Origin of the sequence: Duganella sp. CF458 (genome assembly GCF_900113115.1) — a bacterium.
Lineage (GTDB): Bacteria > Pseudomonadota > Gammaproteobacteria > Burkholderiales > Burkholderiaceae_D > Rugamonas.
Map to the genome: position 1 here is coordinate 270,933 of NZ_FOOF01000003.1, position 14,693 is coordinate 285,625.

General features: G+C 61.1%; 13 protein-coding genes. 4 read left to right on the forward strand and 9 right to left on the reverse strand.

Annotation, left to right across the window (positions count from 1 at the left end):
- The first annotated feature begins 54 nt into the window (after positions 1-54).
- Positions 55-1,149, forward strand: a complete 1,095-nt coding sequence (locus BM269_RS06440; protein ID WP_090436185.1) for a type I restriction endonuclease — start codon at positions 55-57, stop codon at positions 1,147-1,149.
- Here the strand turns inward: BM269_RS06440 and BM269_RS06445 are convergent.
- The 5 genes from BM269_RS06445 to BM269_RS06465 are packed head-to-tail and all read right to left on the reverse strand — an operon-like array spanning position 1,144 to position 7,392.
- Complete coding sequence (locus BM269_RS06445) at positions 1,144-2,160, reverse strand: substrate-binding domain-containing protein (RefSeq protein ID WP_090436186.1); 1,017 nt, start codon at positions 2,158-2,160, stop codon at positions 1,144-1,146. The two genes, BM269_RS06440 and BM269_RS06445, sit on opposite strands and share 6 nt — an antisense overlap.
- A complete protein-coding gene (locus BM269_RS06450) occupies positions 2,157-3,419 on the reverse strand; it encodes an MFS transporter (RefSeq protein WP_090436187.1) in 1,263 nt (420 codons plus the stop codon). Before BM269_RS06450 ends, BM269_RS06445 begins: the two co-directional genes overlap by 4 nt.
- A complete protein-coding gene (gene pgmB, locus BM269_RS06455) occupies positions 3,383-4,054 on the reverse strand; it encodes a beta-phosphoglucomutase (protein ID WP_090436188.1) in 672 nt (223 codons plus the stop codon). The genes BM269_RS06450 and pgmB overlap by 37 nt, the downstream gene beginning before the upstream one ends.
- Positions 4,051-6,363 (reverse strand): glycoside hydrolase family 65 protein, encoded by a 2,313-nt coding sequence (locus BM269_RS06460; RefSeq protein WP_090436299.1) that lies wholly within the window; start codon positions 6,361-6,363, stop codon positions 4,051-4,053. Before BM269_RS06460 ends, pgmB begins: the two co-directional genes overlap by 4 nt.
- A gap of 51 nt (positions 6,364-6,414) precedes the next feature.
- Positions 6,415-7,392, reverse strand: coding sequence for a LacI family DNA-binding transcriptional regulator (locus BM269_RS06465; protein ID WP_229204520.1), 978 nt, complete (start codon positions 7,390-7,392; stop codon positions 6,415-6,417).
- A gap of 139 nt (positions 7,393-7,531) precedes the next feature.
- Between BM269_RS06465 and BM269_RS06470 the strand changes: the two genes are divergently transcribed.
- Positions 7,532-9,988, forward strand: coding sequence for a TonB-dependent receptor (locus BM269_RS06470; RefSeq protein ID WP_090436300.1), 2,457 nt, complete (start codon positions 7,532-7,534; stop codon positions 9,986-9,988).
- Positions 9,989-10,157: 169 nt separating this feature from the next.
- The gene (locus BM269_RS06475) at positions 10,158-10,478 is read left to right on the forward strand and encodes a hypothetical protein (RefSeq protein WP_090436190.1); all 321 of its coding nucleotides are present in this window, start codon (positions 10,158-10,160) and stop codon (positions 10,476-10,478) included.
- Here the strand turns inward: BM269_RS06475 and BM269_RS06480 are convergent.
- Together BM269_RS06480 and BM269_RS06485 are read right to left on the reverse strand one after the other, a co-directional pair.
- Positions 10,462-11,517 (reverse strand): TonB family protein, encoded by a 1,056-nt coding sequence (locus BM269_RS06480; protein WP_090436191.1) that lies wholly within the window; start codon positions 11,515-11,517, stop codon positions 10,462-10,464. The two genes, BM269_RS06475 and BM269_RS06480, sit on opposite strands and share 17 nt — an antisense overlap.
- Positions 11,518-11,583: 66 nt before the next feature.
- The gene (locus BM269_RS06485; protein ID WP_373994384.1) at positions 11,584-12,579 is read right to left on the reverse strand and encodes an MBL fold metallo-hydrolase; all 996 of its coding nucleotides are present in this window, start codon (positions 12,577-12,579) and stop codon (positions 11,584-11,586) included.
- A gap of 115 nt (positions 12,580-12,694) precedes the next feature.
- On the opposite strand from BM269_RS06485, the gene BM269_RS06490 reads away from it, so the two are divergent.
- On the forward strand, positions 12,695-13,306 hold the full coding sequence (locus BM269_RS06490; RefSeq protein ID WP_090436193.1) for a TetR/AcrR family transcriptional regulator: 612 nt from the start codon (positions 12,695-12,697) through the stop codon (positions 13,304-13,306).
- On the opposite strand, the gene BM269_RS06495 is transcribed toward BM269_RS06490, so the two are convergent.
- Both BM269_RS06495 and BM269_RS06500 read right to left on the reverse strand, forming a co-directional pair.
- Positions 13,299-14,387: a WD40/YVTN/BNR-like repeat-containing protein gene (locus tag BM269_RS06495; RefSeq protein WP_090436194.1), complete on the reverse strand. Its 1,089-nt coding sequence runs from the start codon at positions 14,385-14,387 to the stop codon at positions 13,299-13,301. The genes BM269_RS06490 and BM269_RS06495 overlap by 8 nt on opposite strands.
- 1 nt (position 14,388) lies before the next feature.
- The gene (locus BM269_RS06500) at positions 14,389-14,646 is read right to left on the reverse strand and encodes a MoaD/ThiS family protein (protein WP_090436195.1); all 258 of its coding nucleotides are present in this window, start codon (positions 14,644-14,646) and stop codon (positions 14,389-14,391) included.
- Positions 14,647-14,693: the final 47 nt, after the last annotated feature.

Below are 14,693 nucleotides of genomic sequence, written 5' to 3' on the forward strand. Positions count from 1 at the left end.
CCACGTAAGCAAAAGTGAATGTTTTTTTCCTACTAACTAGCAGGAGAATGGTTCATGGACTTTATCGATCATCTTCGTGCACTCGCGGCTCGTATCAATTCCACACAAGACCTGATTAGAACAGAGGAAGCGACAAAGAATGCGATGGTGATGCCGTTCATTCAGCTTCTAGGCTATAACGTCTTCGACCCGACTGAAGTCACTCCGGAACTGGTTGCCGATATTGGTACCAAAAAAGGTGAAAAAGTCGACTACGCGATTTTACGTGACGGGCACCCCATCATGCTCTTCGAATGCAAAAAGTTTGGTGGAGATCTCAGCATCAACCATGCTGGCCAGTTGTTTCGATATTTTCACGTTACCGCGGCGCGCTTCGGCGTTCTCACGAACGGTTCCGTATATCGATTTTTCACCGACCTCGAGCAGCCGAACAAGATGGACGAAAAGCCGTTCTTCGAGTTCGATCTTCTGGATTTTAAAGAACGCGATGTAGAAGAATTAAAGAAGTTTGCGAAAACCACTTTTGACGTCGATACGATCCTGACAACTGCCAGCGAGCTTAAATATACACGGGCGATTCAAAATAAGATTGCCGATCTACTCAACAATCCAACTGAAGATTTCGTGAAGATTCTTTCTGGCGAGCTATTGGGAGGAAGGCGTTTTACGCAGGCTGTTCGCGACCAGTTTACTGGCATAACGAAGCGCGCCTTTGAGCAGTTGCTAACAGAAAGAATTAACGAGCGTTTGAAAGGCGCATTGGTTAACGAACCGGAATCGATAGCCAGCCCTGTGGAGCTTAAATTCGAGGACACAAACGATCAAACAATCGTAACTACAGCCGAGGAAATTGAAGGTTTTCACATCGTTCGGTCGATCCTGCGAGATGTCGTCAACACTCGGCGCGTTTTCATGCGCGATGCGCAAAGCTATTGCGCAATTCTTCTCGACGATAATAATCGAAAGCCAATATGCCGCCTCCGCTTCAACAACACTGAAAAACTGGCAGTCGGGATATTCAACGATAAACGAGAGGAAGAGAAAATTCCTCTCGCCCACCTTGACGACCTGTACGAGATGGCAGAAAAGTTGAAGGCGACGGTACGCCAGCATTTACCGGCCGACGATCTGCCATCGACCAACTCATGAGCGCACTCCAGGCACTGAAACGGTCGCACCTGCCGTCAATTCTGGTTGCCACAGCTCCTGCAGGCTTGCTGCCGGTTTGCCGTTGATGAGGGCCAGCAGCATGTCGGCCATCTTGGCGCCGGCAGCGCGGGCGTTGGGCTGGTCGATCGTGGTGACGTCGATGTCGGCCAGGGTGTCGGCCATGCTGCCCCATACGATCAGGGACAGGTCCTTGCCGATCGCGACTCCGGCGTCGAGCAGGGCTCGCACCGCGCCCACACCGGCCAGGTGGTTATCGACCACGATCGCAGTCGGGCGCGGGGTCGTCGCCAGGAGCGCCTGCACTGCGGCGTGCCCGGCGCGGCGGTCGATGCAGTCGTCGACCAGATGGCGCGGATCGACCGCCAGGCCTGCGCTGGACATCGTCGCGAGGAAGCTGGCGCGGCGCTGCGCGGCAAAGTTCATCGCCAGCGGCGCGCTGATCATAGCGATGCGCTGGTGGCCTAGCGACAGCAAGCGCTCCGACGCCATGCGGATCCCGGCTTCATTGTCGTAGTCGAACCAGGCGTAGGGCGCGTCGAGCTGGGTGCGGCCATGGGCGATGAAGGGGAAGCCGACGCGCGCCAGGTAGGCGATGCGTTCATCCTGCACCAGCGTGCGGCTCACCACCAGGCCATCAACGCGGCGGCCGCGCACCATCTGCTCATAAGATGGCATTTCGTTGGACGGCGACACCGGGGCGATGATGAAGTTCATGCGCTTCTGCTCCAACGCTTCCGACATGCCGCCCACCACTTCCAGGAACATGGCGTCGCCCAGGTCGGCCGGCAAGAGCGGGTAGATGGTGCCGAGCACATTGCTGCGTCCAACGGCCAGGCTGCGCGCCATGGGATTGGCTTCATAGCCGGATTCGCGGGCGGCACGCAACACGCGCTCGCGCGTCAACTCGCTGACCTCGGGATAGCCGTTCAGCGCGCGGCTGACGGTTGTCTTCGACATGCCGAGTGTGTCGGCGAGGTTCTTCAGATTCATGGCGAAATTATAGCGGGTGCATCGAGCCCGTCGTCACTGCCGTCCACCGCGCGCTTGAAGAAGTAAAGTGTGACCAGCACGATCGCGATCGGCACCAGCGTCAGGTAAAACGCGAAATGCCCGCTGAAGGCGCCGAACACATAACCGGTAATCAGCGATCCCGTGGTGCCGCCCAGCGCCGAGAAGATCACCAGCAGGCCGGTCATCGCCGAGTGCTGGTGCTTGGGCAAGGAACTGAGCATGACCGAATTGATGCCAGGGTACACCGGTGCCATGAATAGCCCAATCAGCGGGAATACGAAAGCAGCCAGCGGTGCATCGCCCCAGCCCGCGTCGACCGGGACCGCAACGTCATGCGTCATCGGTAATGCGACCAGCACCACAGCGCCCATACCGAGCAGGCAGCCGTTCATCACAGGGTACCAATTGATGCGCCGCATCAGGACCCCGGCCGACAGGCGGCCGACTGCGAGGCATGCGGCGAAAATACTGGTGACCTGCACGCTCATGGCAGCCGGCAGGTGCAAGATTTCGTTATTGAAGGTCGGCAGCCAGGTGCCCACACTTTGCTCGATCAGCACATACAGGAAAGCGGTCAGCACGAACACGCATACCAGCGGCTTGAAGAACAGCTTGAGCATGGCGGTGAATTCCTGCGCCAAGCTGCGCGCTTCCGGCGGTGCCGCCAGCCGTTCATCGAATGGCGTTGCCAGCAGCAGCGCAAAGGTCAGCGCGCACAGGCCGGCCAGCACCCAGTAAACATGCAGCCAGCTTTGCGAGCGCGGGTTGGTGGAATCGATGAAGAAGCTGAACACCCAGTAGGCGCACAGCACGCCCACCATGAAGAAGCCCTCCAGCGTGTTCATGATGCCTGCATGCTGGCGGCGATCGGCGGCGACCAGGCCGAGCGTGGAATAGACCGACACCTTGACCAGCGCGAAGGACACGCCAACGCACAGGAACAACATCTTGGTAGTGAGGAAGGAAGGCAGCAGCGGCATGGACAGGCAGGCCGCCGTAACAATGACCAGCCCGGTCAGCATCGCCTTCTTGTACCCGATGCGAGGCAGGAAGCTCGCCACCAGGAAGGACACCACGGCAATCGGCAAGTCCTTGAAACCTTCCAGTACGCTGGCGGAGGATTTGCTGACGCCGTAGTTGCCGATGACCTGCAGGATCACCGTGCCAACGCTGTTCAACAGGATGGCGAAGGTGAAATAGATCAGGAACAGGACCCAGATGATGCGCCGGTTTTGCATAGTGTCTCCATTATATTTTTGAATTGTTCCAATCCCGGGATCACCGTGTCTGCTTGCCACAGCGTGGCCGCATGGCCAACGCCGATGGCGTACATGCCGGCCGCCTTGATGGCGCTCACGCCGGCAACGGCGTCCTCCACGCCAACGCAATCGGCCGGGTCTACGCCCAGTTCCGACGCAGCGCGCAGGAAGATTTCGGGATCGGGTTTGCCGCGCGCGATCGTCGCCGCGTCTACGACATAGTCGAACTTCTCAGTGATGCCGAGGCTTTCCAGCACCGTGAAGGCGTTTTTGCTGACTGACGCAAGGCCCACCTTCAAGCCTTGCGCGCGACACCAGTCGAGTGCTGCCACTGCGCCGGGCAGCAAGTCGGCGGGCGACATTTCGGCGATCAGTGTCTTGTAATGCTCGTTCTTGGAGTCGGCCAGCGCCAGCTTCTCGGCGTCGCTGTAGGTGCGCGGCGCCCCGGCCAGTATCAGCTCCAGTGAGCCCATGCGGTCGATGCCCTTCAGGTTTTCGTTGAAGGCTTCGTCGAAGTGCACCTGTTGCGACTGCGCCAGCGCTTGCCACGCCAGGAAGTGATAGTGGGCGGTATCGGTGATCACGCCATCGAGGTCGAAGATAACGGCTTTCATGCGAGCTCCTGGACCGGCGCGGCCGGCGTAACGGTGACGGGCAAGCCGCGATGCTGGAAAGCCAGCGTTTCGCCGCGCAGCAAGGTGTATTGCGTGCCGCCCGGGCTCACGCGCACCTGCAGCAGGCTGCCATGCAGGTGGATGCGGAATTGGTAGTGCTGCCATTGCTTCGGCAGCGTCGGCGTGAAGCGTACCTCGCCGTCCACCACGCGCATGCCGCCGAAGCCGTAAGCCACCCCGAGCCAGGTGCCGGCCATGGCGGCGGTATGCACGCCGTAGTGCGTGTTGCCGTGGGTGTTATCCAGGTCGAGGCGGGCGGTCTCCATGAAGTAGTCGTAGGCCTTGCCCTCGTAGCCCACTTCGGAGGCGATGATGCTGAAGATGCAGGACGACAGCGAGGAATCGTGCGTGGTCACTGCTTCGTAGTAATCGAAGTCGCGTTTCTTGTCTTCCAGCGTGAACTGCTCGCTCAACAGCATCAGGGCCAGCACCACGTCGGCCTGTTTGCAGACCTGGTGGCGGTAAATCACCATCGGATGGTAGTTCAGCAACAGCGGGTATTTGTCGGCGGGAGTTCCTGCGAAGTCCCACACTTTCTTGTCGAGGAAACTGTCGTCTTGCGGGTGGATGCCGAGTGCAGCGTCGTAGGGCAGCAACATGGCTGCAGCAGCGCGGCGGAATTCTTCCAGCTCGCCCTCGCTCCACGCAACGGCGGCGGCAATGCGCGCCCAGTCCTGCGGGTATTCGCGCGCGATACGTTCGGCCACGGTGGCGGCAAACTGCATGTGCAGCTTGGCCATCGCGTTGGTGTAGTAATTGTTGTTCACCAGCGCGGTGTATTCGTCCGGTCCTGTCACTTCGTTGATCACGAATGCGCCTGCGCGGTTGTAGCTACCGATGCCGAGCCAGATGCGCGCGGTCTCGAGCAGGATTTCGGCGCCGTATTGCAGCAGGTAGGCGTCGTCGCCGGTGGCGTCCATGTACTGCTTGATGGAGTAAGCCACGTCCGCGTTGATGTGATACTGCGCGGTGCCGGCCGGGAAATAGGCCGAGCATTCCTCGCCTGCGATGGTACGCCAGGGGTACAAGGCGCCTTTGGCATGCGACATCTGGCGTGCACGTTCGCGTGCGGCTGGCAGGCCGGCGTAACGGTATTCCAGCAGCTTGCGCGCAATCTCGGGCTTGTTGTACAGGAAGAACGGGAAGATGTAGATCTCCGTATCCCAGAAGTAGTGGCCTTCGTAGCCCTCGCCCGTCACCCCCTTGGCGGAGATATTGGTCTTGCCGTCGCGGCCCACCGACTGCAGCAGGTGGAACTGGTTGAAACGGATGCCCTGCTGGAGCGCGTCGTCGCCAGCTACTTCCACGTCGGCTTGCGCCCAGAAGTCGGCCAGGTAGGCTTCCTGCTGCGCGGCCAGCTTGTCGAAACCGAGACCGCGCGCCGCTTCCAGTTCGGCGCGCGAACGCGCCAGCAGCTCGTCGTCGGCATAATCGCGCGAGCTGTAATAGCAGCCGTATTTCACCAGGCGCACCGCCTGGCCATCGCGCGCATCGACAGCGTATGACTGCGCCAGGCGCGAGCCTTCAGCGCGCTGCGCAAAGATATGCTGCGCATCGATCACCTGCGCGGCGGCTGTTACCAGCGTGAAGCCGCTGTTATGGGTGCGCTGCTGCAGGGCGGCGAAGTGCGGCGCCAATTCGGTGCCAAGCAGCGCCAGCGCCGGGCCGGATGTGGCGGAACCGACACGCGGGTCGTCGCCGGCTTCCAGGTTGCGCACCACGCCATCGACCGTGCATTCCAGCCGCAAGGCGCCATCGAAACCAAGCGGCGTCACCGTGAATTCGATCGCAAACAGATGCTTGCTGGCGAAGCTGACCAGGCGCCGGCTGCGCACCTGCACGCGGCGACCGGACGGCGCCTGCCAGACGATATCGCGCTCCAGAAGCCCGGTGCGCAAGTCGAGGCGGCGCTCGTAGCTTTCAACCCGGCCCTGCAGCAAGTCAAAACGCTCCTCGCCAACCCACAGCGCGATCCCCTTGGCATTCGGCACGTTCAACATAAACTGGTTGTTGCGTGCCAGGCCGTAGGCATTTTCGGGGTACTGGATCGGTTCCGACTCAAAGAAGCCGTTCAGGTAAGTACCGTCCAGGGAAGTGCCGGCCGGGCCGGCGTAGCCTTCTTCCGCCGTTCCGCGCAGGCCGATATAGCCATTGCCCAGCGCGAACAGGGTCTCATCCAGGAAATTTGACGCCGCATCGAAGGACGTTTCGCGGATACACCAGGCATCGAGGGGGTAAGTGTGCAGCATCTTCATCCTTCTTTTTCATTCAAACCGGTTTGGATACGGCATAAAAAATTTTTACGTACTGCGCACGATGAGCGCGGTGGGCAGGGTCTCGGAAGCCACGGGACGCCCCTCCAGCGAGTCCAGCATCTTCTTGGCCAACAATACGCCCGCATCGCGCAGGTATTGGTGCACGCTGGACAGCGGCGGCACGAAGCTCGCGGCGCCCGGCGTATCGTCATAACCGATGACCGAGACCTGTTCCGGCACGCGCACATCGCGCTCGGCCAATGCACGGATCGCACCCATCGCCAGCAAGTCGCTGGCGGCAAACACGCCGTCGAACGACAAGCCTTTCTTCTTCAGCAGGGAATCGAGGCAATCAAAGCCGGCTTCAAAAGTAAATGCCTTCGGCCGCATGATGTGCACGCTACCCTGCCCGCCCAGCGCGTCGATGAAGCCCGCGCAGCGTTCCTGCACCTCGGCATGGTCCACGTCGCCCAGGAACAACACCTTCTTGCGTCCCAGTTCGATGAAGCGCTGGGCGACACTGCCACCGCCCTTGCGGTTGTCGCTGCCGACCACCACGGTGTCCGAGCCCGCCTCCGGCGCGCCCCACACCACCAGCGGCTGGCTGCGCTTTTTGAGCGCGGTCACCGCTTCGCCATGCGAACCCTGGCCCAGCAGGATCAAGCCGTCGGCGCCTTGCACCGGGGCGGTATCCAGCAACTGGCGCGAGGTCAGCACCACGCTGTAGCCGGCGGTCGTCAGCTCCTGCGTGATCCCGCCCAGCAGTTCCAGCGGGTAGGGGTCGGACATCGGCCGGCCCTTCTCGGGTGTCATTTCCACCACAACTGCCACCGAATACGAACGCCCCATGCGCAGGTTGCGTGCGCTCACGTTCAGGCGATAGCCCTGGGCTTCCGCGATCTGGCGCACTTTCTCCCGCGTTTCTTCCGTTACGAGGGGACTGCCACGCAGGGCGCGCGACACGGTAATTTTCGAAACCCCTGCCAGCTTGGCGAGGTCTTCCATAGTTTTATTGACTGCCATGCGGGGCATTATGACAGATTTCGAAACCACGCAACAACAAAATGACATCGATAACATTTCGTTTGACATCGATATCATTTCTTGTTTCAATGGTCAGGCCTTGGAAGCCGAATCACATAAAACGAAAGAAGAGACACGTATGAAAAATCATCGGAAGTTCCTGTTGTCGTCCATTTCCATCGCTGTACTGGCCTTGATCGGCCAGGCCCGGGCCGCGGAACAGGAAGGCCAGCAAGCCACGGCGGAAGCCGCGCCAGCCCCGGCTGCGGCAGATGCCGCCGTCCAGAAAGAAATCCAGCAAGTCGTGGTGACCGGCGTGGCCTCGGCCCGCGGCGTGCGCAAGCTGGACTCCGCCTTCTCCATCACCACCGCATCGGAAGAACAACTCAAACAAGCCGCCCCGATCAGCACCGCCGACGTCATGAAGCTGGTGCCGGGCGCCTTTGCCGAGTCGACCGGCGGCCAGTCGGGCGCCAACATCCAGGTGCGCGGCTTCCCGTCCGGCTCCGATTCGCCGTTCGTGTCGGTGCAGATGCAGGGCAATCCGCTGTACCCGGTTTCCACCTTGTCCTTCTTCGAGGGCTCTTCGGCCTTCCGCCTGGACGACACCATTGAACGCGTGGAAGTGCTGCGCGGCGGCCCGAGCACCATCTTCTCCAGCGGCCAGCCGGGCGCCACCATGAACTTCATCTTGAAAAAGGGCGCCGACACGCCGGAGGGTTCGGTGCGTTTCACCACCGGCACCGGCGAACTGCGCCGCATTGATGTCTTCTACGGCGGCAAGATTTCCGATGGCTGGTACGGCACCATTGGCGGTTTCTACCGCAACACCCATGGCGTACGCGATTCCGGCTTCCCTTCCGATGACGGCGGCCAGGTCACCGCGACCCTGACCCGCAAGCTGGACCAGGGCGAGGCGACCTTCTATGTACGCCGAACCGACGACAAGAACGCCTTCTACACCGGCGTGCCGCTGGTTTCCAGCAATGAAGGACGCACCATCACCGAATTCCCGGGCTTCGACCCGCTCAAGGGCACGCTGATGAGCAACGAGATGCGCCGCTTCACCGTGGACGCCGCGCCAGGCAAGACCCTGAATTACGACCTGGGCGATGGCCGCGGCCTGAAGTCCACCGTGCTGGGCATGGAGTTTGACCAGAACATCGATGGCTGGAACGTCTCCAACAAGTTCAACCATTTCGATGGCGAGCTGAACACCATCGCCATGTTCACCGGTAACAACCCGCTGGCCATGTCCGCTTATAACACCGCCGCGCTGGCAGCCAACGGCGGCACCACTGCCACGGCGACCTACCTGGATGGCACGCCGGTCTCCGGCAACCAGCAAGTAGTGCAGGCCGGCTTGTGGGCGGTTGAGAAGAAACTGAAGTCCTTCACCGACGAGATCCGCGTCAGCAAGGAGTGGATCAAGGACAACACCCTGACCGTGGGCGGCTATTTTGCCAACTACTCCTCGGATGACGTGTGGTACCTGGGCAGCAGCCACCTGATGACGGCCGTGCCGAACGCACGCCTGATCAACGTCAAGCTGGACAACGGCGTCATCGTTTCCAACAACGGCAAGGATGGCAGCGTGTTCTATGCCCCGGTCGCGTCCTACGATGGCAGCAACACCGCGCTGTTCCTCGCCAACGAATGGAAGGTCAACGACAAGATCAAGATCGACGGCGGCATTCGCCGTGAGCGCCAGAAGCTCGATGCGACAATTTCCAACCTGAGCAGCGGCGATACGGACAATAACCCGCTGACGGTCTACAACAACAATACCTCGATGCCGACCGGATCCAACACGGCGCTCAAGCGCACCGATTCGGCCAACAGCTTTACCATCGGCGGCAACTACAAGCTGGCCAAGGACATGAGCGTGTTCGCGCGCGCCAATATGGGCCACACTTTCGTCGCCTTCGACGACCTGCGCAACGCCGGCACCCAGGCCAAGGTGGACGACCGCAGCTTCCTGCCGACGCCAAAGATCAAGCAGTACGAACTGGGCTTCAAGACCGCCGGCCAGTTGTACAGCGCCTACATCAACTACTTCCACACCGACTTTGAAGGCATCGCCTTCCAGCAGATCCTGTCGAACGGCACCATCCTGAATTCGGTATCCGGTTCCAAAGGCGATGGCGTGGAAGTGGAACTGGCGGTGCGCCCGATCCGCGACCTGTCGCTGAGCCTGTCCGGCAACTGGCAGGATTCGAAGTACAAGGACAACCCGCTGACCGAAGGCAAGCTGGTGCAGCGCCAGCCAAAGCTGCAATACCGCTTCACGCCGACCTACCGCATCCCGCTGGGTGAAAACAATGCGCTCAAGCTGTACGGCACCTACACCTATGTGGGCGACCGCTGGGCCGACCAATCCAACCTGCAATACCTGCCTTCATATAAAACCGTGGACCTGGGCGCGCTGTATACCATCGGCGACAAGATCGAGATTCGCCTGAGCGGCAACAACATCACCAACGAGCTCGGCCTGACCGAAGGCAACTCGCGCCTGACCACCGGCGGCAGCGGTCCGATCAACGCCCGTCCGCTGTTTGGCCGCAGCTGGGAGCTGTCGCTGGCCTACCGCTTCTGATTGGTGTAACCCTCCCTTAGTCCCTTAGCAGTTCCCCTCCGGGCGTCGCAGGATTTTCCAAGGCTGCGGCGCCCTTTTTTTCGCCTGCACGGAGCTCTAGCATTCACCGTCTTTTTCGCCTAAGCTGACAAAGGTGCCTGAGTGAAAGGTTACTATCAAGGGTAGATTCGTGGTCGCGCTGAATTCCGTCAACTCACTGCAGACTGCCGTGGCCTTTGCCGAGCGCAAGGTGCAGCAGGATCGCGACCAGGTGGCGCAGGATGAAGACAGGCTGGACGCCAGCCGCTCACAATTGCAACTCGACACCCAATCCCTCTTGAAGACTCAGCAGGACAGCGCGCGCGCCCAAGCCGCCGCCACGCCAACCCTGAGCGCGCCGCGCCTTGATAACGCCATCGAACAACGCGTCCCGTCCAGCGCCCTGCCCAAGCCGCCGACACTGAATAGCCTCGGCCAGACGATCGGCAAGCTGATCAACGTGGAAGCTTGAGCAGCGCATCCTTTGCCGGTTCGTAGCCGCCGGCGGCCGAGCGCTCATACAACGCTCGCGCTTTACCCATATCCTGCTGCAAGACCTCACCGTTCTCGTAGAGATACGCCAGGTCGTATTGCGCAGCGCGGTTCTGTGCCTCTGCTGCATCAACCACAAGTTGCAGGCCGCGCTGTTTGTCACCTTCCTGGACATGAATCAACAGCATTCCAAGCGTGGTCTTGGCTTCTGGATCACCTTGGTCGACAGCCCGTTCCAACATGTCGAACATCAGATTGTAATCCTGCGCTTCCTCCGGTGCAGCAAGCAGTATTTTGGCCAGGTTCAGTTGTGCGCTTGCGTTACCCTGGTCCGCTGCTTTTTTCGCCCAGTCGATCGCCTGCACCACATCCTTGTCGGCGGCCCGGCCGGCAGCCAGCACCATCGACAGGGCCACTTGCGCGTGCACATAGCCCGATTCGGCGGACTTGCGCAGCAATCGAAGCGACTCGGGGACATTCTTGTCGACTTCCGGATCACCTGCAAAATAACGCCAGCTCATCTGGTACATTGCCTCGGCATTTCCTGCCGCTGCAAGCGCCTTGGTTTGTTCAAGGCGAGCCTTGGCTTCAGCGGGTGTTTCACCGCCTTCCAGGGTCCAAACGTAGCTCATCTTGGTCCATGTCGGTTCATGCCAGCCGATCGTTTCGGGCGACATGAACAGGCATTTCGCGAGTCCGTCCTGCGCCGCCAGGTCCAGCAGCGGGTGGCCACTGGATTTCTCCACCCTGGACTCGATGACACGGCCATCCATCCCGATCAGGTAGGCCAGCACCACTGCGCCTTCCTCACCATTCCGCAAGGACTCGGCCGGCCACTCCGGCTTGGGGCAAGACTGCAGCTTGGCAGTCAGCTTTCCAAGAGGAGTCTGGTTCTTGTCGGTGGCTGCCTCAGCAAGTGTGGGCAGACTGAGCAGGCATGCTACTGCGGCTGGCAGGAAGGTCGATAGGCGCATCGGGCCAATTATCAGGAAGTAAATATTTCCCGACTGTATCACCATCGACGGGCTGCGCCAAGGACACCGGACGCGGCAGGGACCACATTTTCAAGAATTGCTGATACGGTTTCATGGCATCCTCCACCAGGCACTGGTGGCCTGCGGCTGGGCGATATCAAGTGCTTCGCCGATCATCGGCGTCGCGAGGGTTTGGCCACGCGCGGCGGCCAGGGCGCTGATCTGTTCGAACGGATCGTCCCAGCTATGCATGGCCAGGTCGAAAGTGCCGTTATGGATCGGCAGCATGACTTTGCCGCGCAGGTCGATGTGGGCCTGCATGGTTTCCCTCGGCTGCATGTGGATGTCGGGCCAGTTCGGGTCATAGGCGCCGGTTTCCATCAGGGTCAGGTCGAAGGGGCCGAAGCGGTCGCCAATTTCCTTGAAGCCCTTGAAGTAGCCGGTATCGCCGCTGAAGAAGACCTTCAGGCCGCCGCTCTCGATCACCCAGGAAGCCCACAGCGTCTTGTTGCTGTCCCACAGGGTGCGGCCGGAGAAGTGCTGGGCCGGGGTGGCGGTCAGCTTCAGGCCGCCGGCCGAGACCGACTCCCACCACCCCAGTTGCCGTACCTTACCAGCCGGCACGCCCCAGGACACCAGGGTGTCGCCTACACCCAACGGCGCCAGGAAGTGTTCAGTCTTTGCCTCCAGCTCGCGGATGGCGGCGTAATCGAGGTGGTCGTAATGGTTATGCGACAGGATCACGCCCTTGATTGGAGGCAGCTCGGCAATGCTGATCGGCGGCGCGTGAAAGCGTGCCGGGCCAGCCCATTGCACCGGCGAAGCGCGCTTGGAAAACACCGGGTCGGTCAGCCAGAACTCGCCATTCAGCTTCAACAGGATCGTGGAGTGGCCCAGGCGGAACAGGCTGTTGTCCGGCGCAGACAACAATTGCTCGCGAGTGAGTACTTGCACCGGCAATGCCTGCGCGGGTACCGTATCGGCCGGCTTGTTGAAGGTCAAGTCCCACAGCACCTGCACCATTTTCAGCAAGCCCGGCTGCTGGCGCGGCGCTTCGTTGCGGTACGCAGGGCGGGAATCGGCGGCGTTGTATGCAAGGCAAGTCATGATGAAGATCGCTCCAATCAGCAGGGTTCGTTTCATGTTCAGTTCAGTAGAGTTACACTACACAGTGTAGTTTCTGTTTTGGGAAAAGTAAACTACCCGGTGTAAAATATTCTGTATGAACCAACCCGACAAACTCACCGACCGCAAGCGCGCCGCCATCATCACCGCCGCCATCGCCGAATTCCGTGCCCGCGGTTTCGAAGCCACCAGCATGGACCGCATCGCGGCCGAGGCCGGCGTATCGAAGCGCACGGTGTACAACCACTTCGCCAGCAAGGACGAGTTGTTCGAGCAGATCCTGCAGGAGTTGTGGGATTGCAGTGCCGCGCTGAACGCCATCGGCTACCAGCAAGGCCAGCCGCTCAAACCGCAATTACTGGAACTGATGCGGCAGAAAATGGCCATGCTGCGCGACGACTACTTCCTCGACCTGGTGCGCGTTGCCATCGCCGAAGCAATCCATGCGCCGCAACGCGCCGGCGACATGCTGACCAAACTGGGCAAGAAGGAGGAAGGCGTGGCCAGCTTCCTGCGCGCAGCACAGGAAGACAAGGTGCTGAAGGCGGGCGACCCGGCCTTCATGTCGCACATGCTGCAAGGCCAGTTGAAATCGTTCGCCCTCTGGCCGCAAGTGGCAATGGGCAAAAAACCGCTGACGCCGCAGGAGCAGGAGGCGGTCATCACCGCCACCGTCGAGATGTTCCTGTCCTACTACGGGCTTAATTGAAGCAAACCGCGTAGACCGGCGGCAGCGTGGTGGAAATGGTTTGCCAATGTTCGCCGCCATTGGTCGACAACCAGGCGCCGCCCGTGGTCGATGCCATCAGCAAGGTCTTGCCGTCGTCGGCCACCGCCAATCCGTGGCGGTACACCAGGTCATAGCAATGTTCCTGCGGCAGGCCACCGCGCAAGGTATGGAAACTGGCGCCGCCATCGGCGGTACGGTTGACGGCCAGCGCCGCCTCCACCGGCACCCGCTGCTGGTCGGCCACCGCCGGCGCGAACCAGGCGGTCTTGCCGTCGCGCGGATGCACCGCCACTGCGAAGCCAAAACTCGACAGCGGTGCGGTAACCTCTTCCCAGCTTTCGCCATTATTGCGCGACTGCCAGATGCCGTTATGGTGCTGGCACCACAGCGCGTCCGGCTCGGCCGCGCAACGCACGATGCGGTGCGGGTCCTGCACCGCCCCGTCATCCTGCATTTCGGGCGGCATATAGCGCGCCGCCATGCCCTTGGTGCGCAGCTGCCAGCTCGCGCCGCCATCGCGCGTCAGCCAGGCGCCGCCGCATGACACGCCGACCAGCAGCGCATTGCTGTCGCGCGGGTCGACGCAGATGCTGTGGATGCCCGGCACGTCGTAGCCGCCGCCGAACCACTGCGCGCGCTCGGGAACGTTCCACAGCGATTCCACCAATTGCCAGCTCGCGCCGCGGTCGTTGGAGCGGAACAGGCCACCCGGCAAGGTACCGGCCCACAGCACGCCGGGCTGGTCCGGGCCGCCCGCTTCCAGCGACCAGATTTGCTTGAGGGTCCAGTCCACCTTGTCGGTGCTGTCCTGCGGCTTGGATGGATAGGCCGGCACCGCGACTTCCGTCCACGCCGCGCTGCCGGCATCGCGCCGGTGCAGCTTGGCGCCGAAGTGCCCCAGGTTCAGGCATGCATATACGGCGCCATCGCGCGCGTCGTGCAGCACCATCGAAACCGGATCGCCGAAGAAGGATTTATCCTCTTCCAGTTTCCACTCGCCGTTGCGGTAAGCCAGTTCGAACAAGCCTTTGCGGCTTGCAAGGAAAGCGCGGTCTGCCATGTCATCCTCCGGATAAGGCTTGCAGCACGTAGATCTTGGAATCATTGCCCAATGGCGCGTCGAGTTCACTGCGCTTGCCGTCGATGAATACCGCGACGTTGGCCCGCAGGCGGCCTTGCTCGTCCAGGACGTAGGGCCCCAGGCGCGGATTGTCGGCAAAGGCCCCCTCCAGCGCGGCGCGCAAGGTGGCCGCCCGGGTCTCCAACGTCGGAACCGGCAGGAAGCGCGCCAACTGCTGGGTGAAGATGATCTGGGCCATGGGAAAGCTATTCTAGCGCGCTTTGGCCTACAATCATCCCGTGTGCA